Origin of the sequence: Streptomyces spiralis (assembly GCF_014654675.1) — a bacterium.
Classification (GTDB): Bacteria; Actinomycetota; Actinomycetes; order Streptomycetales; family Streptomycetaceae; genus Streptomyces; species Streptomyces spiralis.
Genome location: NZ_BNBC01000026.1, coordinates 112,986 through 135,688 on the forward strand (window position 1 = coordinate 112,986; position 22,703 = coordinate 135,688).

Here is a 22,703-nt window from a genome sequence, read left to right on the forward strand (position 1 = left end):
GTACCGGGGCCGCGGCCCGGCCGCCGCTCAGCCGCGCAGCACCAGCGCCTGCCCCGCCACCACCAGCAGCACCTGCTCGCACTCCGCGGCGAACCCCGCGTTCAGGCGGCCGAGTTCGTCGCGGTAGCGGCGGCCCGAGGCGGTGGCCGGGACAATGCCGGAGCCGACCTCGTTGGAGACCGCGACCACCGTCCGGCGGCTCGCCCGGACCGCGGCCGTCAGCTCCGCCACCCGCTCCCGCAGGGCCCGTTCGCCGCCGTCGGCCCACTCGGCGTCGTCCCAGGCGCCGACGGAGTCCATGGCGTCCGTCAGCCACAGCGACAGACAGTCGATCAGCAGCGGCGGACCCTCCTCCGCCAGCAGCGGCACCAGGTCACAGGTCTCGGCCGTGCGCCAGGAGCCCGGCCGCCGCTCCCGGTGCGCCGCGACCCTGGCCGCCCACTCGGTGTCGCCGCCCCGGACGCCGCCCGTGGCCACGTACAGCACCCCGGGGAAGGCCTCCAGCCGCCGTTCGGCCTCCATCGACTTGCCCGACCGCGCCCCGCCCAGCACCAGCGTGCGCCGCGGCACGTCCGGTACGTCCTCGTACGCCCCGACCGCCAGCGTGGTGCCGTCCGGCACCGCCCGCGCCCCGGCCGCCGCGAGCCGCCGCCGCAGCTCCGGCCCCGGTGGCACGTCATGGTCCAGGTGGACGGCGACGACGTCCGTGGCCGGGCCCGCCGCGCCCACCGCCCGCAGCTTGGCCAGGGCGTCCGGCCGCCCCACGACGTCCGCGACGACCATGTCGTATGTCCGCGCCGTGTCCGTGTCCTCCTCCAGACCGGCCGGCGCGCCGCCCGGCGGCAGGTACAGCAGCCGCTCCCCGCCCGGCCCGGTCACCGCGTAGCCCGTGCCCGGCGCGTCCAGCGCCACCGCCCGCACCCGATGCCCCGTCAGCAGTGCCAGCTCCCGCCCGTCCGGCACCCGGCCCGGCTGCGGCAGCCCGGCCGGCACCTCGACGGCCGGCCCCTCGTGCGGATGCGACAGCAGCACCTGCCGTACGCCGCTCAGCGACGTGCCGGCCCGCGCGGCCGCGAACGCCGCGCCCGGCGTCAGGTCCAGCAGCACCGCCCCGTCCACGAGCAGCGCCGTCGCCGCGCGCGCGTGCGCGCCGAGCGCCGTCGCGCAGGCCGCGCAGGGGCAGTGGGGGCGGGGAAGTCCCGCGGGGGCACCGGTGCCGAGCAGAGTCACGTCCACGGACCCGATTTTCCCGGGTCGCCGCAGGTCTTGCGCATCCGACTAGGCTGCGGGCAGGAGCCGGACCAAGATCCGGCTTCCGCTGTGGAGTGTGCTCACACCAGGGAGGCGTACATGGTGGCATGGACGTGGCGGTTCGAGACGGCCGACGGGACGGAGGTCCAGCCGGCGGTACAGCCCGAGGAGTTCACCACGCAGGGCGACGCCGAGTCCTGGATCGGGGAGAACTGGAAGGCCCTGCTCGACGGCGGCGCGGACCAGGTGCGGCTGTTCGAGGACTCCGCGGAGATCTACGGCCCGATGAGCCTGCACGCCGAAGGGGCCCCGGAGTAGCTCCCCGTCCGGGGAGGGGCGGTCACCGGCCGCCCCTCGCCCCCGTTTCCGTACGGCTCACTGCTCGCCCAGCGTGACCTCCGCCGTCTTCCTGGCGCCGTCGCGCGCGTACGTCACCGTCGTCTTCTGCCCCGGCTTGTCGGACGCCAGCGCCTCGGCCAGGGAGGTCATCGTCGTGATGTCGTCGTCGCCGACCCGGATGATGACGTCCCCGGGCCGGATCCCCGCCCTGTCCGCCGCGCCGCCCGCCCTCACCTCGACCACGGCGACCCCGGCGGGCCGGTAGGAGGCGTCGACGACGGTGCGTCCGGTGATGCCCAGCGCCGCCCGCCCGGAGTCGACGACCTTGCCGTACTTCACGATCTGGCCGGCGATCGTCCTCGCCATCGACGCCGGGATCGCGAAGCCGATGCCGGGCGCCGCGCTGCCGCCGAGCTGGGGATCGGCGGCGGCGAGCGTCGGGATGCCGATGACCTCACCGTTCAGGTTCACCAGCGCGCCGCCGCTGTTGCCCGGGTTGATCGCGGCCGACGTCTGCACCATGTTGGCGATCGTGGCCCCGGTGCCGCCGCCCTGCCCCTCGCTCACGGTGCGCCCGGTCGCCGACACGATCCCCTCGGTCACGCTCGACGCCAGCCCGAGCGGCGAGCCCATGGCCAGGACGATCTGCCCGACCTCCACCTTCTGCGAGTCACCGAAGGTGGCCGCCTTCAGATCGGGCGGCACCTTGTCCAGCTTGACCACGGCGAGGTCCTGGTCCGGGTACGAGGAGACGAGCGTCGCGGTGAACGGCTGCCGGCCGCCCGCCGTGGTGACGCGGAACCGCTTCGCGTTCCCGACGACGTGCGCGTTGGTGACGATGTGCCCCTTGTCGTCGTACACCACGCCCGACCCCAGCTCAGTGCCGGTCTGGATCTGCACCACCGACGGCAGTACGTCCTTGATCACCCGCTGGTACTCGGCCTGGAGGTCGCCGGCGGTCGCGGGCGCGGCCACCTGCCGTTCCCCGGAGGCGTCCTTCGTCCTCGAGGCCGCGGCCTCCTCCGGAGTCGACGAGCCGTCGCAGCCGGACAGCAGCGCGACGCTGAAGATCACGGCGGCGGCGAGCCGAACGGCCGTCCGGAGAGCCGGCCGGAAGGAATGGGCACGGCGGGCTCGGGCGCGGCGGGCGCGGCGGGAACGGGCACGGCGGGAACCGGAAACGTCCATGCACCGAGTCTCACGGCGGGGTGAACACCCGGCTTGCCGGGCTCACCCGAACGAGCGGACCCGAAGAGAGACCGCGGCCTCAGCCGCGCACCCCGCACAGATGCAGCAGCGCCGCGACCGCGCGGTACGGGTCGGTGCGTCCGGCCCGCTCCTCCGCCGCCAGCAGCGTCTCCACATCCGCCGGGGGCCGGGCGTCGTCAGCCGCCGTGTCCGTGAGGACCCGCACCCCGTACCAGGCGTGCAGCGGCGCCCCGATCCCGGCGAGCGTCGCCGTCAGATCGGCGAGCCGGTCCGCCCGCACATCCAGCCCCAGCCGGTTCCGGTACGCCGTCGTGTCGAACGCGGCCAGCGCCGCCGGCCAGTCGCCGGCCAGTCCCGGCCGCAGCGCCAGCGCGTCACCGTTGCGCACCAGCAGCGACAGCAGTCCGCCGGGCGCGAGCATCCGGGCCAGCCCCGCCAGCAGCGGATCGGGCTCCTCGACGTACATCAGCACGCCGTGGCAGAGCACCACGTCGAAGCTGCCCGGCAGGAAGTGCACCCCGGTGTCCTGGCCGTCGCCCTCGACGATCCGCATCCGCGCCCGGATGCCCTCCGGCTCGGCGGCCAGCGCCTCGCGCGCCACGGAGATCATCTTCTGGTCGCGTTCCAGGCCGGTCACCTGGTGCCCCGCCCGTGCCAGCCGCAGCGCCTGCGTGCCCTGGCCCATGCCCACGTCGAGCACCCGCAGCCGCTGCCCGACCCGGAACCGCCCGGCTATCTGCTCGTCGAGCTGCCGGGCCACCAGCTCCTGCCGTACGACATCACGCAGCCCGCCCAGCTTGTCCAGCCAGGCATCGGCCGCACCCCCGGTGAAAGGCTCCGCGCTCAGGGCCGCTCTCCGCGCTTGACCTGCGGCTTCGGCAGCCGGAGCCGGCGCATCTGCAGGGAGCGCATCAGGGCGTAGGCGACCGCGCCCCGCTTGTTCTCGGCCGGGAAGCGCTCGGCGAGCCGCTTCTTCAGCCGGAAACCGGTGACGATCGAGTCCAGCACGATCAGCACGATCACGACGAGCCACAGCAGCAGAGCCAGGTTCTGCAGGTAGCCCACCCGCACCATGCTCAGCACCAGGATGACCACGGCCATCGGCAGGAAGAACTCCGCGATGTTGAACCGGGAGTCGATGAAGTCGCGGGCGAACCGGCGCACCGGGCCCTTGTCGCGGGCCGGGAGGTAGCGCTCGTCGCCGCTGGCCAGCGCCTGGCGCTGCCGCTCCATCTGCGTACGGCGCTCCTCGCGCTGCCGCTTGGCGGCTTCCTTGCGCGAGGTCGGCGTGTTGGCCACGCTGCGGCGCTGGGACTGGGCCTCACTGCGCTTGGGCGTGGGGCGGCCCTTGGGCGCCTGCGGGTCACGGGTCTGCTTGGAGAAGTTCACCGGCGCCTTGTCGGCGGCCGGGGCCTTCTCTTCCTTGGCACGGCTACGGAACACAAAACCCAAGGGTAAGGGCTTGACCCGCATGGACCCCAGCCCCGCGGGGAACGATCCGGCAACACCGGTCGTCTCCAAGGGGACAGAGGGGACGTTGCGCACGCGGCCGGCCGACGGTGCCCGGGGGTCACCTACTCCCTACGCCGGAGCGGAAACGGGCGCAGTCGTCCTTGGGGATGACCGCATCCGTTCCCGAACAGTGCGGTAATGGATGCAGGGCCCGTACTGTGGGTTCTGTCGCAGAGCTGTGAGCTGGAGTCCGTCAGAAGGGGGCGCGCGAAGCCCATGAGCGGTGTCATGAAGCGTATGGGGATGATCTTCCGCGCGAAGGCGAACAAGGCCCTTGACCGGGCCGAGGACCCGCGCGAGACCCTCGATTACTCGTACCAGAAGCAGCTGGAGCTGTTGCAGAAGGTGCGGCGCGGCGTCGCCGACGTGGCGACCAGCCGCAAGCGCCTGGAGCTCCAGCTCAACCAGCTGCAGCAGCAGTCCACCAAGCTGGAGGACCAGGGCCGCAAGGCGCTCGCGCTGGGCCGCGAGGACCTGGCCCGCGAGGCGCTCTCCCGCAAGGCCGCCCTCCAGCAGCAGGTGACGGACCTCGAGACGCAGCACGCGACCCTCCAGGGCGAGGAGGAGAAGCTCACCCTGGCCGCCCAGCGCCTCCAGGCCAAGGTCGACGCCTTCCGTACCCGCAAGGAGACGATCAAGGCGACCTACACCGCTGCCCAGGCGCAGACCCGGATCGGCGAGGCGTTCTCCGGCATCTCCGAGGAGATGGGCGACGTCGGCCTGGCCATCCAGCGCGCCGAGGACAAGACCGCCCAGCTCCAGGCCCGCGCCGGCGCCATCGACGAGCTGCTCGCCTCCGGCGCCCTGGACGACCCCACCGGCATGGCCAAGGACGACATCGCCGCCGAGCTGGACCGGATCTCCGGTGGTACGGATGTGGAGCTGGAGCTCCAGCGCATGAAGGCGGAGCTGGCCGGAGGCTCGTCCGCGGACCGGCAGGCCATCGAGGGCGGCCAGGGCCAGGCGCAGCCCCAGCAGCAGCCGCAGGACACCCCCCGCTTCGACAAGCAGTAGACCCACTCACCGACAGCCGGGGCCCACGCCGCCGAGGAGGGCGACATGATCGTACGGATCATGGGGGAGGGACAGGTGAGGCTGGCCGACGGCCACCTCGCCGAGCTCAACAAACTGGACGAGGAACTCCTGGCGGAGATGGAGAACGGCGACGGCCCCGGCTTCCGCCGCACCCTGCACAGCCTGCTCTCCAGGGTCCGTGACCTGGGCGAACCCCTGCCGGACGACTCCCTGGAACCGTCCGAGCTGATCCTGCCGTCCCCGGACGCCACCCTCCAGGAGGTACGGGACCTGCTCAGCGACGACGGCCTGATCCCTGGGTGACCGTCCCGTCCGGGGACCGTGCGCGGTCCGTCCTGCGTGAGCACCCCGTACCCTACGCAGGCGTGACCACCTCGCTCGACCGCGCCCGCTTTCGGATCAAGGCGCACCCCCTCGCCCTGGACGCGGCCCTCGCGGCCGCCGTCCTCGTGTGCATGGTGGTCGGGTCCTTCGCGGACCCCCGCGGGGAGAACGGCGTCAGCTGGGCCGTCCGCCGGCCGGAGCTGCTCAGCCTCGTCCTGATGACCCTCGGCGCCGCCGCGCTCGTCCTGCGCCGCCGTGCCCCGCGCACGGTCCTCGCCGTCACCGGCACCGTCTCCGTGCTCGAGTGCGTCACCGGCGACCCGCGCGCCCCCGTCGCCATGTCCGCCGTCATCGCCCTCTACACCGTCGCCGCCACCACCGACCGCCCCACCACCTGGCGCCTGGGCCTGACCACCATGACCGTGCTGACCGGCGCCGCCATGCTCGGCGGGACGCTGCCCTGGTACGCCCAGGAGAACCTCGCCATCTTCGCCTGGACCGGCATGGCCGCCGCCGGCGGCGACGCCGTGCGCAGCCGCCGCGCCTTCGTGCGCGCCATGCAGGAGCGCGCCGAACGCGCCGAACGCACCCGCGAGGAGGAGGCCCGCCGGCGCGTGGCCGAGGAGCGGCTGCGTATCGCGCGCGATCTGCACGACGTGGTCGCCCACCACATCGCCCTGGTCAATGTGCAGGCCGGAGTCGCCGCGCACGTCATGGACAAGCGCCCCGACCAGGCCAAGGAGGCGCTCGCCCACGTCCGGGAGGCCGGCCGGTCCGCGCTGAACGAGCTGCGCGCCACCGTCGGACTGCTCCGGCAGTCCGACGACCCGGAGGCCCCCACCGAACCCGCCCCCGGCCTGCACCGCCTGGACGAACTCGTCGGCACCTTCCGCAGCGCCGGCCTGCACGTCGAGGTCGCCCGCGCCGACCAGGGCACCACCCTGCCCGCCGCCGTCGACCTGGCCGCGTTCCGCATCGTCCAGGAAGCCCTCACCAACGTGCAGAAACACGCCGGCGGCCAGGCCCGGGCCGAGGTCAGCGTCGTACGGGTGGGGCCGAACGTCGAGATCACCGTCCTCGACGACGGCGCCGGCGGCGGTCAGGACCCCGCCACCGGCGGCGGCCACGGACTGCTGGGCATGCGGGAGCGGGTCACCGCCATCGGCGGCACCCTCACCACCGGCCCCCGCTACGGCGGCGGCTTCCGCGTCCATGCGATCCTGCCCCTCCACACCCGCACCAGCACCAGAACCACCGACAACAGCAACAGCAACAGCACCCGCGCCCCGGGGGACGCCGCATGACGATCCGTGTCCTGCTCGCCGACGACCAGGCCCTGCTGCGCAGCGCCTTCCGCGTGCTCGTCGACTCCGAGCCCGACATGGAGGTGGTCGGCGAGGCGTCCGAGGGCGCCGAGGCGGTGCGCCTGGCGAAGGATCAGCGCGCCGACGTCGTCCTGATGGACATCCGCATGCCGGGCACGGACGGACTGGCCGCCACCCGCCTGATCAGCGCCGATCCCGCCCTCGCCGAGGTCCGCGTGGTCATCCTGACCACCTTCGAGGTCGACGACTACGTGGTGCAGGCGCTGCGCGCGGGCGCCTCCGGCTTCCTCGGCAAGGGCAGCGAGCCCGAGGAACTGCTCAGCGCCATCCGGATCGCCGCCGGGGGAGAGGCACTGCTGTCCCCGGCCGCCACCAAGGGCCTGATCGCCCGCTTCCTCGCGCAGGGCGACGCCGCGGACGACGGCCGCGACCCGGCCCGCTCGGAGCGGCTGGACGCGCTGACCGTGCGCGAGCGCGAGGTGCTCGTCCAGGTCGCCGGCGGACACTCCAACGACGAGATCGCCGAACGTCTCCAGGTCAGCCCGCTGACCGTGAAGACCCACGTCAACCGGGCCATGGCCAAGCTCGGCGCCCGCGACCGGGCGCAGCTCGTCGTCATCGCCTACGAGTCCGGGCTGGTGCGCCCCAGGGCCGACTGAGCCCCGCCGGACCCGGTACGTCCAAGGGTGGAGTGCACTCCACCCGGGAGTACTGCGCCCGGAGTAGGCGCGCCGTAAGGAAATGGACCAGGGGGCTACGGAACGGCCGGTGCCGATACCGGAGGGTGTAGGGGTGGGCGCGTCTGCGCGCCCGTGCCGCGTTCGGCAGCTCACCGCCGCTCACCGACGTTCACGGACGTCCACCGGAAGAGAGACCCTGACCCATGTCCTGGCTGTCCAGATTCAGCCTCGCGCAACGGGCCCTGATCGGACTGATGTCGATCGTCGCGCTCGTCTTCGGCGCGATCGCCGTCCCCCAGCTCAAACAGCAGTTGCTGCCCAGCATCGAGCTCCCCATCGTGTCCGTGCTGGCGCCCTACCAGGGCGCGTCCCCGGACGTGGTGGAGAAGCAGGTGGTCGAGCCGCTGGAGGACAACCTCAAGGCCGTCGACGGCATCACCGGCGTCACCTCCACGGCGAGCGAGGGCAACGCCGTGATCACGGCGTCCTTCGACTACGGCAACGACACCCAGCAGCTCGTCGCCGATGTCCAGCAGGCCGTCAACCGGGCCCGCGCCGGGCTCCCGGACGACGTCGACCCGCAGGTGATCGCCGGTTCGACGGACGACATCCCGACCGTGGTCCTGGCCGTCACCTCCGGCAAGGACCAGCAGGCGCTCGCCGACCAGCTCGACAGGACGGTCGTGCCGGTCCTGAAGAACATCGACGGCGTCAGCCAGGTCACCGTCGACGGCGTACGGGACCTCCAGGTCACCGTCACCCCTGACGACGCGAAGCTCGCGCGGGCCGGTCTCACCTCCGCCGACCTGACGCAGGCCCTCCAGGCGGGCGGCGCCACCGTCCCGGCCGGTTCCTTCGACGAGGGCGGCGCCAACCGCACCGTCCAGGTCGGCGGCGGCTTCACCTCGATCGAGCAGATCCAGGACCTGATGGTCACCGGTCAGGGCGGCGCCGCCAAGAAGCCGGTCCGCCTCGGCGACGTCGCCGGCGTGCAGCAGGAGCCGGCCAAGGCCGACTCCATCACCCGCACCGACGGCCGGCCGAGCCTCGCCGTCGCCGTCACCATGGACCACGACGGCAGCGCGGTCGCGATCTCCGACGCGGTCAAGGACAAGCTGCCCGACCTGCGCAAGGACCTCGGCGCCGACGCGAAGATCACCACGGTCAGCGACCAGGGCCCGGCCGTCGCCAAGTCCATCCACGGGCTGACCACGGAGGGCGCGCTCGGCCTGCTCTTCGCGGTCCTGGTCATCCTGGTCTTCCTGGCCTCGGTCCGCTCCACGCTGGTCACCGCGGTGTCGATCCCGCTGTCCGTCGTCCTGGCCCTGCTCGTGCTGTGGACCCGCGACCTGTCGCTGAACATGCTGACGCTGGGCGCGCTGACCATCGCCATCGGCCGGGTCGTCGACGACTCGATCGTGGTCCTGGAGAACATCAAGCGTCACCTCGGCTACGGCGAGGAGCGGCGCGAGGCCATCCTGAACGCGGTGCGCGAGGTGGCCGGCGCGGTGACCTCCTCCACGCTCACCACGGTCGCCGTGTTCCTGCCGATCGGCCTGGTCGGCGGCATGGTGGGTGAGCTGTTCGGCCCGTTCAGCATCACCGTCACCGCGGCCCTGCTGGCCTCGCTGCTGGTGGCCCTGACGGTCGTCCCGGTGCTGTCGTACTGGTTCCTGCGCGCGCCGAAGGGCACGCCCGCCCAGGCCGACGAGGCCCGCCGCCGGGCCGAGGAGAAGGAGGCGAACAGCCGCCTCCAGCGCCTCTACGTCCCCGTCCTGCGCTTCGCCACCCGCCGGCGCCTGACCAGCGTGCTGATCGCGGTGGTCGTGCTGGTCGGCACCTTCGGGATGACGCCGCTGCTGAAGACGAACTTCTTCGACTCCGGCGACCAGAAGGTCCTCAGCGTCAAGCAGGAGCTGAAGCCCGGCACCAGCCTGGCCGCGACCGACGCCCAGGCGAAGAAGGTCGAGAAGCTGCTCGCCGGGACCAAGGGCGTCAAGGACTACCAGGTGACGGTCGGCTCCTCCGGCTTCATGGCCGCCTTCGGCGGCTCCACGGACACCAACCAGGCCTCGTACCAGGTGATGCTCGAGGACTCCGCGTCCGCCGACGACGTCCGCAAGGACATCGAGGACGGCCTGCACAAGCTGTCCGGCATCGGCACCACCACGGTCAACGCCGGTGACGGCTTCGGCGACCAGGACCTGAAGGTGGTCGTCAAGGCGGCCGACGGGGACGCGCTGCGCCAGGCCTCGGAGCAGGTCCGCAAGACCGTCGCCGGCCTGGGCGACGTCACCGACGTCACCAGCGACCTCTCGCAGAGCGTGCCCCGCATCTCGGTCCGCGCCAACGACAAGGCGGCGGCGGCCGGCTTCACCGACCAGACCCTCGGCATGGCCGTCGCCCAGTCGGTCAAGGGCACCACGGTCGCCAAGGCGACCCTGGACGACACCGAGCGGAACGTCGTCGTCAGGTCTGCCGAGCCCGCCGAGACGCTGGCCCAGCTCAAGAAGCTGCGGCTCGGCCCGGTGAAGCTGGGCGACATCGCGACCGTCAAGCTGGTCGACGGCCCGGTCTCGATGACCCGTATCGACGGTCAGCGCGCGGCGACCATCACCGCCAAGCCGACCGGCGACAACACCGGCGCGGTGAGCACGAAGCTCCAGTCGAAGATCAAGTCCCTGAAGCTCCCCGCGGGCGCCACGGCCGAGATCGGCGGCGTCACCTCCGACCAGAACGACGCGTTCAAGAACCTGGGCCTGGCCATGCTGGCGGCGATCGCGATCGTCTTCATGCTCCTGGTCGCGACGTTCCGCTCGCTCGTCCAGCCGCTGATCCTGCTGGTCTCGATCCCCTTCGCGGCCACGGGCGCACTCGGCCTCCTGATCGCCACCGGCACTCCGATGGGCGTCCCCGCCATGATCGGCATGCTGATGCTGATCGGCATCGTGGTCACCAACGCGATCGTCCTGATCGACCTGATCAACCAGTACCGCAAGCAGGGCCACGGCGTCGTCGAGGCCGTGGTGGAGGGCGGCCGCCACCGCCTCCGCCCGATCCTGATGACGGCCCTGGCGACGATCTTCGCCCTGCTCCCGATGGCCCTCGGGGTCACCGGCGAGGGCGGCTTCATCGCCCAGCCCCTGGCGGTGGTCGTGATCGGCGGCCTGATCACCTCCACCCTGCTGACCCTCCTCCTGGTCCCGACCCTCTACGCCATGCTGGAACTCCGCAAGGAGCGCCGCGCGAAGAAGCGCGCCGCCAAGCGCGAGGCGAAGGCGGAGACGGAGGAGCTGGAGCCCGCCGGCGTGTGAGCACATGACGAAGGGGCCGGTCCACGCGCGTCGCGTGGACCGGCCCCTTCGTCATGGACGAGCTACGGCAGCGCCAGCATGCGCTCCAGGGCCAGCTTCGCGAAGGCCTCCGTCTCCTTGTCGACCTGGATGCGGTTGACGAGGTTGCCCTCGGCCAGGGACTCCAGGGCCCAGACCAGGTGGGGGAGGTCGATGCGGTTCATGGTGGAGCAGAAGCAGACCGTCTTGTCGAGGAAGACGATCTCCTTGCCCTCCGGTGCGAAACGGTTCGCCAGGCGGCGCACCAGGTTCAGCTCCGTGCCGATGGCCCACTTGGAGCCGGCCGGGGCCGCCTCCAGGGCCTTGATGATGTACTCGGTGGAGCCGACGTAGTCGGCCGCGGCGACCACCTCGTGCTTGCACTCGGGGTGCACCAGGACGTTGACGCCGGGAATGCGCTCGCGGACGTCGTTGACCGAGTCGAGGCTGAAGCGGCCGTGGACCGAGCAGTGACCGCGCCACAGGATCATCTTGGCCGCGCGCAGCTCCTCGGCGGTCAGCCCGCCGTTCGGCCGGTGCGGGTTGTAGACGACGCAGTCCTCCAGGGACATGCCCATGTCCCTCACCGCCGTGTTGCGGCCCAGGTGCTGGTCGGGCAGGAACAGGACCTTCTCGCCCTGCTCGAAGGCCCACTCCAGGGCCCGCTTGGCGTTGGACGACGTGCAGATGGTGCCGCCGTGCTTGCCCGTGAACGCCTTGATGTCGGCCGAGGAGTTCATGTAGGAGACGGGGACCACCTGCTCGGCGATCCCGGCTTCCGTCAGGACGTCCCAGCACTCCGCGACCTGCTCCGCCGTCGCCATGTCGGCCATGGAGCAGCCCGCCGCCAGGTCCGGCAGGACCACCTTCTGGTCGTCGGACGTCAGGATGTCCGCGGACTCCGCCATGAAGTGCACGCCGCAGAACACGATGTACTCGGCCTGCGGCCGGGCGGCAGCGTCCCGCGCCAGCTTGAAGGAGTCGCCCGTGACGTCGGCGAACTGGATGACCTCGTCGCGCTGGTAGTGGTGGCCCAGCACGAAGACCTTGTCCCCGAGCTTCTCCTTGGCCGCGCGGGCACGCGCCACGAGGTCCGGGTCGGACGGGGAGGGGAGCTCGCCGGGACACTCCACACCGCGCTCGCTCTTCGGGTCGGCCTCACGGCCGAGCAGCAGCAGGGCGAGGGGCGTCGGCTGTACGTCGAGCTCCTGGGTTTGGGCGGTGGTCACGACACGCACCCTTTCTACTTTTCGTCGAACTGACGCTATTTATCATAACCGCTTCACGTCAGTTTGACGATGGGCCATTGTGTCCATGTGACGTGAATCCCGACACGGCACCGGCACTCGGACCCGACACACGCCCGTCACGGAGCCGTCCTCCGGCGTTGTCGCGTTCGTCGCTTCGTCCGCGGGCCGCTGTCAGCCGCTCGGCGCATGTGCGAGCATGAAGAGGACGAGCATGGACAAGAGAAAAAGCATGTGCTCGGCCCGGAATGAATCCGCGGCCTTGCCGGTTGCACTCGTCGGCAAGCAGTCTCCGTACAACCCGGGAGAGATGTAGATGTCCGTATCGGACGAGACCACCACCGTCACCGACGGCATCATCCTGACCGACGCGGCCGCGTCCAAGGTCAAGGCCCTGCTCGACCAGGAAGGCCGTGACGATCTCGCCCTGCGCGTCGCCGTTCAGCCCGGTGGCTGCTCCGGCCTGCGCTACCAGCTCTTCTTCGACGAGCGCTCCCTCGACGGCGACGTGAAGAAGGACTTCGGCGGTGTCAAGGTCGTCACCGACCGCATGAGCGCTCCGTACCTGGGCGGCGCCACCATCGACTTCGTGGACACGATCGAGAAGCAGGGCTTCACGATCGACAACCCGAACGCGACGGGCTCCTGCGCCTGCGGCGACTCCTTCAGCTGACCCGGCCCGGCCCCGCCGGGATCGTACGGACACGGCGCGGCCGCGTGACGGAAAAGGCGGCGGTCCCCCTCCATGGGGGGCTGCCGCCTTCCGTATGCGCCCGGTCTCGCGTCCAGGTCACCTGACCGGCTGACCGGCCGATCGCGGCGGTGCGGGCAGCCGGGCTCCCGGCTTCACCTGCGGGACCTGGCTGCCGTCCGACCCGACCACCTTCCGGTCCCCGAGCGGCCGGTCCAGGTGCACCGACTGCCGGTACTCCTTGGCGATCAGGATGCAGACCTTGTCCGGCCACGGAGTCTCGGTCACCGTGACGGTCACCCGGTCGGAGCTCTCCTTCGCCGACGTCCTGTAGTCGGCGCACACCCCGCCCTCGAAGCTCACCGTCAGCTCGTCGCCCTCGGTGCTGTAGCCGGACACCCGCACGTCACGGGTCGCCGGTGCGGCGCCCGAGCCGCTGGGCCGCGGCTCCGGCGGCCCGGACGGCGCGCCCGGTGAGCTCAGGTACTTCGGGTCGACGGCCGGGTACGTCACCGTGAAGCCGTCGCCGCCCTGCCCGGACGCCCCCCGCACCCGGAACAGCCAGGAGGGCACCAGCGTCTGCCGTCCGTTCGAGGAGTGCGACGCCAGACCGAACACGGCCCGCTCGACGGTGAAGGCGTCCTGCCCGGCACTCCGGCCCGAGGGCCCGGAGGCCGCGGAGTTCCCGGAGGCACCGCACGGCGCCTCCAGACGGTCCTTGAGCGGTACGGGACTGGCGCAGCCGCCGATGCCCATGCGGTGGTCGGTGCGCGGGGCCGCGTTCATCAGGTCCAGCGTCCTGCGCGCGCTCAGCACGGGATAGGTCTCGCCCTCGACCGGCGCCTTCACCTGCCCGCTGCCGCCGACCACCTCGCCCTGCGGGCTGACGGTCAGGCCCGTCGTCCAGCCGTACGCCGGCAGCCCGCCGAACCGCGGATCGGCGTTGACGACCCGCTGGGCGCCCATGACCTGGCTCGCGTCCACCTTCGCGTCGTCCTGCCCCAGCGCCTTGAGCACCGGAGCCGCCGCCTTCTCGGCCGCCGCCACGCTCACCGGGTGGCCGGCGGGAGCGGCCGGGTCGTGCGTGCACACCACGCCCTTGCAGTCGTCGGTGCCCGGCGCGTACCGGCTGAACGTCCAGGTCCCCGGTGCCTGCCGGTTCACCCGCAGCATCGGACCGGCCCCGTCCTTGCCGGTCCCGACCCGCCACGCCTGCGCGTCGGCCACGACGGCGCCCTCCACGCCGAGTGCCCTGGCCAGGCGGGCCACCTCGTCGCGCGTGACCTCGCCCCGCGGCTCGTACACCGGCGCGGAGGCGGGCCCGGCGGGCAGCGTTCCGGCGGCGCGGTAGGTGGCGCCGTAGGGGTTGGGCTCGCCGGGCGCGATCCCGCTCGTGCCGGCCGTGGCGCCCGTACCCCCCGTACGACCGGAGGCGTAGTCGTCGAGGACGAGCGGCGGGGGAGTGCCGTGGCCGCGGGAGGCCGCCGAACCCGTACGGTCGCCGGAGCCGTCGTACGCGCTCGTGGCGAGGTACGCCCCGCCGCCGCCCACCAGCAGCACGGCCGCGGCGACCGAGGCGGCGACCAGCGGAGACCGGCCCCGGCCGAACCGGCCGCCACTGCCGCCGCCTTCGTCATCGCCCCGGCCGTGGTCACCGCCGTCGCCTTCGCCGCCGCCCTGGCCGTCGTCACCGCCCTCGCCGTGGCCGTCGCCTCCGCCGTCGCCGGTGGTGCTCACCGGCGGGACCTCGGGCTCCGGCGCCTCCGGCCGTGCCGCGGTGTCCTCGGCGGCACCCGCGGCCTCGGCCTCGGCCGCGGCCGTGTCGTCGTGGTCGGGTCGCTCGGTGTTCACCGCATCGCTCCTTCGGCTGCACAGCTGTCCCTGTGACCCTGACCCGGCCCTGACAAAGCAGCCGGTCCGACGGGTCGTATCCCGCATCCCCCATACGGGGGACAGCGATGGGACGCAGCGGGGGAGCGCGCGGTTCCCCGGTCTCAGTCCCCGTAGTCCGACATCGCCTCCAGCAGGCGGGCCGAGGAGGCCGGCACATCCACCCCGTGGATGCGGGACGGCGGCACCGGCCGCCGGGACCCCCGGTCGGGAGCCGCCCAGTGAGGGGCCATCCGGGCGCAGTCCCCGCGAAGTGACGCGAGATCGCCTTCCGGGTCGGCCGGACCAGGGGCAGCATGGACCGTGTGGTTCGTCATGGCCGCACCGTAAGCACGGACGAGGCCGCCGAGAAAGATCTACCATCGGGTAGTTTTGTCCGCTTCAGCGTCACCCGCCCACCGGGTAGCGTGAACTGTCAATCGCCTCCTCCCTCCCAGGAGAGTCCACGCCGTGCGCATCGCAGTCACCGGCTCCATCGCCACCGACCACCTCATGACCTTCCCCGGCCGGTTCGCCGACCAGCTCGTCGCCGACCGGCTGCACACGGTCTCCCTCTCCTTCCTGGTCGACCAGCTGGACGTGCGGCGCGGCGGAGTGGCCGCCAACATCGCCTTCGGCATGGGCCAGCTGGGCACCCGGCCGATCCTGGCGGGTGCCGCCGGAGCCGACTTCGGCGAGTACCGTGCCTGGCTGGACCGGCACGGCGTGGACACCTCCTCCGTCCGTATCTCCGAGACGCTGCACACCGCCCGCTTCGTGTGCACCACCGACGCCGACCACAACCAGATCGGCTCCTTCTACACCGGTGCGATGAGCGAGGCCCGGCTCATCGAGCTCAAGACCGTCGCGGACCGCGTCGGCGGCCTGGACCTGGTGCTCATCGGCGCCGACGACCCGGAGGCGATGCTCCGGCACACCGAGGAGTGCCGTACCCGGTCCATTCCGTTCGCCGCCGACTTCTCCCAGCAGATCGCCCGTATGGACGGCGACGAGATCCGGATACTGCTGGACGGGGCGACGTACCTGTTCTCGAACGAGTACGAGAAGGGCCTGATCGAGACCAAGACCGGCTGGAGCGACGCCGAGATCCTCGGCCGTGTCGGCCACCGGGTGACCACCCTCGGCTCGCGCGGGGTGCGCATCGAGCGCGCCGGCGAGGACCCGATCGAGGTCGGCTGCCCGGACGAGGAGCGCAAGGCCGACCCGACCGGCGTGGGCGACGCCTTCCGCGCCGGATTCCTGTCGGGGCTGGCCTGGGGGGTCTCGCTGGAGCGTGCCGCACAGGTCGGCTGCATGCTGGCGACCCTTGTCATCGAGACGGTGGGCACGCAGGAGTACCAGCTGCGGCGGGCCCACTTCATGGAGCGGTTCACCAAGGCGTACGGGGACGAGGCCGCGCAGGAGGTGCGGGCACACCTCGGCTGAGGCCTGCCCCCACCCCCAGGACCCCCCACCCCCAGGGCCCCCCACCCCAGGCCCCCAGGACTAGGAGACCCGGCGGATCAAGTACGCCGTTCCCCGATCCGCCGGTTCCTCGCCCACGTACTCCTGTCCCCGCATCTCGCACCACGCCGGGATGTCCAGCCGGGCGGCCTCGTCGTCGGACAGCACCCGTACCGTGCCGCCGACCGGCACATCGCCGAACACCTTGGCCAGCTCGATGACCGGGATCGGGCACCGCTTGCCGAGAGAGTCGACGACCACTTCCTCCTGAAGCACCTGTGCGGCGGGAGCCGGCGCCCCCAGCTTCTCCCGCACCCCCGCCACCGCCCCCGGCAGCACCTCCAGGAACCGCTCCACGTCCTCCTTGGGCGTCCCCGGCGGCAGCGACACCCGTACGTTGCCCTCGCTCAGCACCCCCATCGCCTTCAGCACATGACTCGGGGTCAGCGTGCTGCTTGTGCAGGAGGAGCCCGACGAGACGGAGAAGCCCTCGCGGTCCAGCTCGTGCAGCAGCGTCTCCCCGTCGACATAGAGACAGGAGAAGGTGACGATCCCCGGCAGCCGGTGGACCGGATCACCGACCACCTCCACGTCCGGCACCAGCCGCGGCACCCGGGCCCGGATCCGCTCCGTCAGCTCCCGCAGCCGCACGGCCTCCGCCGCCGCCTCGGCCCGTACCGCCCGCAGCGAGGCGGCCGCGGCCACGATCGCCGGGATGTTCTCGAACCCGGCCGCCCGGCCCGACTCCCGCTCGTCCACCGGCCCCCGGACCGAGAACCGCACGCCCTTGCGCACGGCGAGCAGCCCCACCCCCGACGGACCGCCCCACTTGTGGGCGCTCGCCGCCAGCAGCGACCAGTCCCCGTCCACCGGGCCCCAGCCCAGCGACTGCGCCGCGTCCACCAGCAGCGGCACGCCCGCCGCCCGGCACACCTCGGCCACCTCGGCGACCGGCTGCTCGGTGCCCACCTCGTGGTTGGCCGACTGCAGACAGGCCAGCGCGGTGTCCGGGCGCAGCGCCTCCGCGTACGACGCGGCGGTCACCCTGCCCGCGCGGTCGACCGCCACCTGGGTGACCGTCCCGCCCTCCGCCTCGTGCGCCTCGGCCGAATGGAGTACCGAGGAGTGTTCGACCGCTGACACGATCAGGTGGCGCCCGGCGCGCCTGCGTCCGGCCAGCGCCCCCGCCACCCCGGTGTGCACGGCACGGGTGCCGGTGGAGGTGAAGCTCAGCTCGTCCGGCCGGCACCCCACGGCCTCCGCGGCCGCCTCCCGCGCCGCGTCCAACAGCAACCGGGCCCGCCGCCCCTCCTTGTAGAGGCGCGCGGGATCGGCCCACCCCTCGTCGAGGGAGGCCTGGAGAGCCTGCCGGGCTACGGGATGAAGGGGGGCGGCGGAAGCAGCGTCGAAGTAGGCCACACATCAACGCTACGACCCGTGGGGGTGCGGGCGAGCAGGGGGCGCGGGACTCCGCCGGCCTGCGGCTCCGTCGCGTGGGCGGGGCCGGCCCCACCCACCCGCAGTCGCCGCAAATGCCGTAATCACGAGCTATGAGGCGCCTCGACTCCCCGTCACATATCGGCGGAGCCAGGGGCATCCCACCCCTTCGGGGTGACCCGCGGCGCGTATGCCACCCTCCCCGCGACCCGCCGGAAGGCGTCCAGTAGGGTTTGGTCCGCATAAACATCCAAACCCCTGCCCGACGCAGGGCGGCGACCGACCAGCGAGAAGGCCGCAGCCGTACAGCGCGGGCGAGACTCTCGGGAAGGCGCTACGTGAGTCCCAACGGCTCCGACCGCTCGCCGCGGCGCCCGATGCGGCGGAAGCTGCTGCAGGCACTGACTGCGGGCCTGGTCCTGGCGACCGCGACCGGTTGCACATACAAGGACTTCCCCCGACTGGGTATGCCCACCCCGGCCTCGGAAGAGGCTCCGCGGATCCTCTCCCTGTGGCAGGGCTCCTGGGCGGCCGCGTTGGTCGTCGGCTGCCTGGTGTGGGGTCTGATCCTGTGGAGCGCCATGTTCCACCGGCGCAGCCGTACCAAGGTCGAGGTTCCTCCGCAGACCCGGTACAACATGCCCATCGAGGCCCTGTACACGGTGGTCCCGCTCCTCATCGTCTCGGTGCTCTTCTACTTCACCGCCCGCGACGAGTCCAAGCTCCTGGACGAATCCAAGAAGCCCGACGTCACGGTCAACGTGGTCGGCTTCCAGTGGAGCTGGGCCTTCAACTACGTGGAGCCCGTAGCCGGTTCCACGGGGGACGCGAAGACCGACAAGAACCTGGCGGCCATTCCGGACCGGTTCAAGAACGACTTCCCGGCGAACGCCGGCGGTGTCTACGACGTCGGTACGCCGGGCACGCGGAACCCGCAGAACGGCAACCCGGGTCCGACCCTGTGGCTGCCCAAGGGCAAGACCGTCCGCTTCATCCTCACCTCGCGGGACGTCATCCACTCCTTCTGGGTGCTGCCGTTCCTGATGAAGCAGGACGTCATCCCCGGCCACACCAACTCCTTCCAGGTGACCCCCAGCATGGAGGGCACCTACCGGGGCAAGTGCGCCGAGCTCTGCGGCCAGGACCACTCCCGGATGCTGTTCAACGTGAAGGTCGTCTCTCCCGACCGCTACGAGCAGCACCTCAAGGACCTCGCTAAGAAGGGGCAGACCGGTTACGTTCCCGCCGGCATCGCGCAGACGAGCCACGAGAAGAACCGGGAGACGAACAACCTGTGAGCATCCTCAACGAACCTCAGGGTGCCGCGGCGGCTGAGGGCTCTTACGAGAGCGAGCTGCCGGTCCGGCGCAAGCGACCCGGTAACGTCGTGGTCAAGTGGATGACGACCACCGACCACAAGACCATCGGCACGCTGTATCTGGCGACGTCGTTCGCGTTCTTCTGCATCGGCGGCGTGATGGCGCTCTTCATGCGCGCCGAGCTGGCCCGTCCGGGCCTGCAGATCATGTCGAACGAGCAGTTCAACCAGGCGTTCACGATGCACGGCACGATCATGCTGCTGATGTTCGCGACGCCGCTGTTCGCGGGCTTCACGAACTGGATCATGCCGCTGCAGATCGGCGCTCCGGACGTGGCCTTCCCGCGGCTGAACATGTTCGCCTACTGGCTGTACCTGTTCGGCTCGCTCGTCGCGGTGGCCGGCTTCCTCACCCCGCAGGGTGCGGCCGACTTCGGCTGGTTCGCCTACGCGCCGCTGTCCGATGCGGTGCACTCGCCGGGTGTCGGCGGCGACCTGTGGATCATGGGTCTGGCCTTCTCCGGCTTCGGCACGATCCTCGGCTCGGTCAACTTCATCACCACGATCATCTGCATGCGCGCTCCGGGCATGACCATGTTCCGCATGCCGATCTTCACCTGGAACGTGCTGCTGACCGCGGTGCTGGTCCTGCTCGCCTTCCCGGTGCTGGCCGCGGCCCTGTTCGCGCTGGAGGCCGACCGCAAGTTCGGCGCCCACGTCTTCGACGCCACCAACGGCGGAGCCCTGTTGTGGCAGCACCTCTTCTGGTTCTTCGGCCATCCAGAGGTGTACATCATCGCGCTGCCGTTCTTCGGCATCATCAGTGAGGTCATCCCGGTCTTCTCCCGCAAGCCGATGTTCGGCTACATGGGTCTGATCGGCGCGACGATCTCGATCGCGGGCCTGTCGGTGACCGTGTGGGCCCACCACATGTACGTCACCGGTGGTGTGCTGCTGCCGTTCTTCTCCTTCATGACCTTCCTGATCGCGGTCCCGACCGGTGTGAAGTTCTTCAACTGGATCGGCACCATGTGGAAGGGCTCGCTGTCCTTCGAGACGCCGATGCTCTGGGCGACCGGCTTCCTGATCACCTTCACCTTCGGTGGTCTGACCGGCGTCATCCTGGCCTCGCCGCCGCTGGACTTCCACATCTCCGACAGCTACTTCGTGGTGGCCCACTTCCACTACGTCGTCTTCGGCACCGTCGTCTTCGCGATGTTCTCCGGCTTCCACTTCTGGTGGCCGAAGTTCACCGGCAAGATGCTCGACGAGCGCCTGGGCAAGATGACCTTCTGGATGCTGTTCATCGGCTTCCACGGCACCTTCCTGATCCAGCACTGGCTGGGCGTGGAGGGCATGCCGCGCCGGTACGCCGACTACCTGGCGGCCGACGGCTTCACCGCGCTGAACACCATCTCGACGATCTTCTCCTTCCTGCTCGGCCTGTCGATCCTGCCGTTCTTCTACAACGTCTGGAAGACGGCCAAGTACGGCAAGCCCGTGAACGTCGACGACCCCTGGGGCTACGGCCGTTCGCTGGAGTGGGCGACTTCCTGCCCGCCGCCGCGGCACAACTTCGTCACCCTGCCGCGGATCCGCAGCGAATCCCCGGCGTTCGACCTGCACCACCCGGAGATCGCGGCGCTCGACCAGCTCGAGAACGCCGGGCACGGTGAGAAGGCCCTCGCTGGTGGCAAGGAGGCCGGCAAGTGAAGATCCAGGGCAAGATGTTCATCTGGCTGAGCGCCTTCTTCCTCATCATGGCCGTCGTGTACGGCGTGTGGTCGAAGGAGCCGGCCGGCACCACGGCCCTCTTCCTGGCCTTCGGCCTGAGCATCATGATCGGCTTCTACCTGGGCTTCACGGCCAAGCGGGTCGACGCCGGCGCTCAGGACAACAAGGAGGCCGATGTCGCGGACGACGCCGGTGAGCTGGGCTTCTTCAGCCCGCACAGCTGGCAGCCGCTCGCCCTCGGCGTCGGTGGCGCGCTGGCCTTCCTGGGCGTCGCCATCGGATGGTGGCTGCTGTACTTCGGCGCACCGCTCATCATGATCGGTCTGTGGGGCTGGGTCTTCGAGTACTACCGCGGTGAGAACCGCACCCAGTAACACACGCTGGACGATCCGGGGAACCCGGGCTCTCCCGACGGAGGGTCCGGGTTCCTTCGTTTGTCCGTACGACGCCCCCATACGTTCCCCCGTACGGACGACCCACCGTGCCAGAGTTGACGGAGCTACTTAGCGTGAAGTCATGAGCACCACCACTCCGCGCACCCGCACCGTCGTCAGCTTCACCCTCCTGGTGGCCGCCCTCGGCGCGGGCGTCACCGCCTGTTCCTCGGACGGCAACCCACTGGCGGCCGACCCCTACGACGCGGCGGACCAGATCTCGTTCAGCGCCCCCACCGACCCCGGCAAGAAGGCCGATCCGGACAAGCCCCTGGTGGTCACCGCAGAGGACTCCGACGGGCGCATCACGGACGTCACGGTCGTGGACGACAAGGGCCGCCGCGTCTCCGGCGAACTGGCCGCCGACGGCAGCCGCTGGCACAGCACCTCACCGCTGGCCGCGGGCACCCGCTACACGGTCTCGGTCAGCACGGAGGACGGCGACGGCGCACCCGGCCGCAAGGTCCTCACCTTCGACACCAGCAAGCCCACCACCCAGAAGCACCTGAACGTCACGTTCGGGCCGCAGGCGGGCACCTACGGCGTCGGCCAGCCCATCACGGCCGAACTCGACCAGCCCGTCCACGACAAGGCGCAGCGCGCCATGGTGGAGCGCGGCCTCCAGGTCGACTCCACCCCCGCCGTGCAGGGCTCCTGGTACTGGGTGGACGACAAGCACCTGCACTACCGGCCCAGGGAGTACTGGCCGGCCCACGCCACCATCCAGGTGCACAGCAACCTGGAGAACATCCGCATCGGCGACCGTCTGTGGGGCGGCGCCGCCAAACCCCTGACCCTCACCACCGGCGACCGCGTCGTCGCCATCACCGACGCCGCCACGCACCAACTCACGCTGTACAAGAACGACGAGAAGGTCAGGCAGGTGCCGATCACCACCGGCAAACCGGGCTTCGACACCCGAAACGGCATCAAGGTCGTGCTGGCCAAACAGGCGAGCGTACGGATGAAGAGCTCCACCATCGGCATCTCGGCGGGCTCCAGCGACTCCTACGACCTGACGGTCTACTGGGCCACCCGGGTGACCTGGAGCGGCGAGTACGTCCACGCCGCCCCCTGGTCCGTCGGCTCCCAGGGCGTCGCCAACGTCAGCCACGGCTGCACCGGTATGAGCAACGCCAACGCCCAGTGGTTCTTCAACAACATCCACGAGGGCGACATCGTCCAGGTCGTCAACTCCAAGGGCGACCCGATGGAAGTGTTCAACAACGGCTTCGGCGACTGGAACATGCCCTGGCAGAAGTGGGCCCTGGGCAGCGCGCTGAACTCCGGCGGCTCGACGTCCCAGTCGGACACGGCGAGGCTGCGCCCGCAGAGCCTGTGACGGCACAGAGCCTGTGACGGCACCCGGGACGGCCCGCGGCCACACGACGACGGGCCGTCCCGCGCTCCCCAGGCTTCCGGGCCCCTAGTGACCTGAGTCAGAGGTTCGTCGTTGGTTTGGTGTGAATCGTCGTGGACCGAAGATCCCGCCGTTGTCGGTG

The 22,703-nt window shown here is 71.2% G+C and carries 20 protein-coding genes; 12 read left to right on the top strand and 8 right to left on the bottom strand.

Annotated features, from left to right (window positions below):
- Positions 1-27: 27 nt before the first annotated feature.
- Positions 28-1,236: a bifunctional adenosylcobinamide kinase/adenosylcobinamide-phosphate guanylyltransferase gene (locus tag IE318_RS25420; RefSeq protein ID WP_189903971.1), complete on the bottom strand. Its 1,209-nt coding sequence runs from the start codon at positions 1,234-1,236 to the stop codon at positions 28-30.
- 114 nt (positions 1,237-1,350) lie between these two features.
- Between IE318_RS25420 and IE318_RS25425 the strand changes: the two genes are divergently transcribed.
- Positions 1,351-1,569: a hypothetical protein gene (locus tag IE318_RS25425; protein ID WP_189903973.1), complete on the top strand. Its 219-nt coding sequence runs from the start codon at positions 1,351-1,353 to the stop codon at positions 1,567-1,569.
- Between the two features lie 57 nt (positions 1,570-1,626).
- Here the strand turns inward: IE318_RS25425 and IE318_RS25430 are convergent, their stop codons facing one another.
- The 3 genes from IE318_RS25430 to IE318_RS25440 form a co-directional block, all read right to left on the bottom strand.
- Complete coding sequence (locus IE318_RS25430; protein WP_189903975.1) at positions 1,627-2,778, bottom strand: S1C family serine protease; 1,152 nt, start codon at positions 2,776-2,778, stop codon at positions 1,627-1,629.
- A gap of 79 nt (positions 2,779-2,857) precedes the next feature.
- Positions 2,858-3,559, bottom strand: coding sequence for a class I SAM-dependent methyltransferase (locus IE318_RS25435; protein ID WP_189903977.1), 702 nt, complete (start codon positions 3,557-3,559; stop codon positions 2,858-2,860).
- An 83-nt stretch (positions 3,560-3,642) separates the two neighbouring features.
- Positions 3,643-4,242, bottom strand: coding sequence for a DUF3043 domain-containing protein (locus IE318_RS25440; protein ID WP_229903736.1), 600 nt, complete (start codon positions 4,240-4,242; stop codon positions 3,643-3,645).
- A gap of 285 nt (positions 4,243-4,527) precedes the next feature.
- Here IE318_RS25440 and IE318_RS25445 point away from each other — a divergent pair, with 285 nt between their 5' ends.
- From IE318_RS25445 to IE318_RS25465, 5 genes are all read left to right on the top strand, one after another.
- The gene (locus IE318_RS25445) at positions 4,528-5,325 is read left to right on the top strand and encodes a PspA/IM30 family protein (protein WP_078917489.1); all 798 of its coding nucleotides are present in this window, start codon (positions 4,528-4,530) and stop codon (positions 5,323-5,325) included.
- Positions 5,326-5,370: 45 nt separating this feature from the next.
- Complete coding sequence (gene pspAA / locus IE318_RS25450; RefSeq protein WP_189903981.1) at positions 5,371-5,649, top strand: PspA-associated protein PspAA; 279 nt, start codon at positions 5,371-5,373, stop codon at positions 5,647-5,649.
- 62 nt (positions 5,650-5,711) lie between these two features.
- Positions 5,712-6,974 carry a sensor histidine kinase gene (locus IE318_RS25455; protein ID WP_189903983.1) on the top strand — a complete coding sequence of 421 codons (1,263 nt, stop codon included), beginning with the start codon at positions 5,712-5,714 and terminating at the stop codon, positions 6,972-6,974.
- Positions 6,971-7,654, top strand: a complete 684-nt coding sequence (locus IE318_RS25460) for a response regulator (RefSeq protein ID WP_030181957.1) — start codon at positions 6,971-6,973, stop codon at positions 7,652-7,654. The genes IE318_RS25455 and IE318_RS25460 overlap by 4 nt, the downstream gene beginning before the upstream one ends.
- 224 nt (positions 7,655-7,878) lie before the next feature.
- The gene (locus tag IE318_RS25465) at positions 7,879-10,989 is read left to right on the top strand and encodes an efflux RND transporter permease subunit (protein ID WP_189903985.1); all 3,111 of its coding nucleotides are present in this window, start codon (positions 7,879-7,881) and stop codon (positions 10,987-10,989) included.
- A 62-nt stretch (positions 10,990-11,051) separates the two neighbouring features.
- Here the strand turns inward: IE318_RS25465 and nadA are convergent, their stop codons facing one another.
- Positions 11,052-12,236, bottom strand: coding sequence for a quinolinate synthase NadA (nadA, locus tag IE318_RS25470; RefSeq protein WP_189903987.1), 1,185 nt, complete (start codon positions 12,234-12,236; stop codon positions 11,052-11,054).
- A 334-nt stretch (positions 12,237-12,570) separates the two neighbouring features.
- Here nadA and IE318_RS25475 point away from each other — a divergent pair, with 334 nt between their 5' ends.
- Positions 12,571-12,927, top strand: coding sequence for a HesB/IscA family protein (locus IE318_RS25475; RefSeq protein WP_030181969.1), 357 nt, complete (start codon positions 12,571-12,573; stop codon positions 12,925-12,927).
- 117 nt (positions 12,928-13,044) lie between these two features.
- On the opposite strand, the gene IE318_RS25480 is transcribed toward IE318_RS25475, so the two are convergent.
- Positions 13,045-14,796 (bottom strand): hypothetical protein, encoded by a 1,752-nt coding sequence (locus IE318_RS25480; RefSeq protein WP_189903990.1) that lies wholly within the window; start codon positions 14,794-14,796, stop codon positions 13,045-13,047.
- A 143-nt stretch (positions 14,797-14,939) separates the two neighbouring features.
- Complete coding sequence (locus tag IE318_RS25485; protein ID WP_030181976.1) at positions 14,940-15,152, bottom strand: hypothetical protein; 213 nt, start codon at positions 15,150-15,152, stop codon at positions 14,940-14,942.
- Between the two features lie 133 nt (positions 15,153-15,285).
- Between IE318_RS25485 and IE318_RS25490 the strand changes: the two genes are divergently transcribed.
- On the top strand, positions 15,286-16,260 hold the full coding sequence (locus IE318_RS25490; RefSeq protein WP_189903992.1) for a carbohydrate kinase family protein: 975 nt from the start codon (positions 15,286-15,288) through the stop codon (positions 16,258-16,260).
- 60 nt (positions 16,261-16,320) lie between these two features.
- On the opposite strand, the gene IE318_RS25495 is transcribed toward IE318_RS25490, so the two are convergent.
- A complete protein-coding gene (locus IE318_RS25495) occupies positions 16,321-17,697 on the bottom strand; it encodes a cysteine desulfurase/sulfurtransferase TusA family protein (RefSeq protein ID WP_189903994.1) in 1,377 nt (458 codons plus the stop codon).
- Positions 17,698-18,053: 356 nt separating this feature from the next.
- Here IE318_RS25495 and ctaC point away from each other — a divergent pair, with 356 nt between their 5' ends.
- The 4 genes from ctaC (at position 18,054) to IE318_RS25515 (ending at position 22,543) form a co-directional block, all read left to right on the top strand.
- Entirely contained in the window at positions 18,054-19,013 is a 960-nt protein-coding gene (gene ctaC, locus IE318_RS25500; RefSeq protein ID WP_030181985.1) for an aa3-type cytochrome oxidase subunit II, read from the top strand.
- The gene (gene ctaD, locus IE318_RS25505) at positions 19,010-20,746 is read left to right on the top strand and encodes an aa3-type cytochrome oxidase subunit I (RefSeq protein ID WP_189903996.1); all 1,737 of its coding nucleotides are present in this window, start codon (positions 19,010-19,012) and stop codon (positions 20,744-20,746) included. Before ctaC ends, ctaD begins: the two co-directional genes overlap by 4 nt.
- Complete coding sequence (locus IE318_RS25510; protein WP_030181988.1) at positions 20,743-21,141, top strand: cytochrome c oxidase subunit 4; 399 nt, start codon at positions 20,743-20,745, stop codon at positions 21,139-21,141. Before ctaD ends, IE318_RS25510 begins: the two co-directional genes overlap by 4 nt.
- Positions 21,142-21,283: 142 nt before the next feature.
- On the top strand, positions 21,284-22,543 hold the full coding sequence (locus tag IE318_RS25515) for a L,D-transpeptidase (RefSeq protein ID WP_189903998.1): 1,260 nt from the start codon (positions 21,284-21,286) through the stop codon (positions 22,541-22,543).
- The last annotated feature ends 160 nt before the right edge of the window (positions 22,544-22,703 follow it).

Excerpts from the sequence above, each read along its gene's own strand:
- IE318_RS25465 (WP_189903985.1), top strand. The coding sequence starts at position 7,879 with ATGTCCTGGCTGTCCAGATTCAGCCTCGCGCAACGGGCCCTGATCGGA.
- IE318_RS25445 (WP_078917489.1), top strand. The coding sequence starts at position 4,528 with ATGAGCGGTGTCATGAAGCGTATGGGGATGATCTTCCGCGCGAAGGCG.
- IE318_RS25475 (WP_030181969.1), top strand. The coding sequence starts at position 12,571 with ATGTCCGTATCGGACGAGACCACCACCGTCACCGACGGCATCATCCTG.
- IE318_RS25425 (WP_189903973.1), top strand. The coding sequence starts at position 1,351 with ATGGTGGCATGGACGTGGCGGTTCGAGACGGCCGACGGGACGGAGGTC.
- IE318_RS25485 (WP_030181976.1), bottom strand. The coding sequence starts at position 15,152 with ATGACGAACCACACGGTCCATGCTGCCCCTGGTCCGGCCGACCCGGAA.
- IE318_RS25515 (WP_189903998.1), top strand. The coding sequence starts at position 21,284 with ATGAGCACCACCACTCCGCGCACCCGCACCGTCGTCAGCTTCACCCTC.
- IE318_RS25460 (WP_030181957.1), top strand. The coding sequence starts at position 6,971 with ATGACGATCCGTGTCCTGCTCGCCGACGACCAGGCCCTGCTGCGCAGC.
- IE318_RS25430 (WP_189903975.1), bottom strand. The coding sequence starts at position 2,778 with ATGGACGTTTCCGGTTCCCGCCGTGCCCGTTCCCGCCGCGCCCGCCGC.
- pspAA (WP_189903981.1), top strand. The coding sequence starts at position 5,371 with ATGATCGTACGGATCATGGGGGAGGGACAGGTGAGGCTGGCCGACGGC.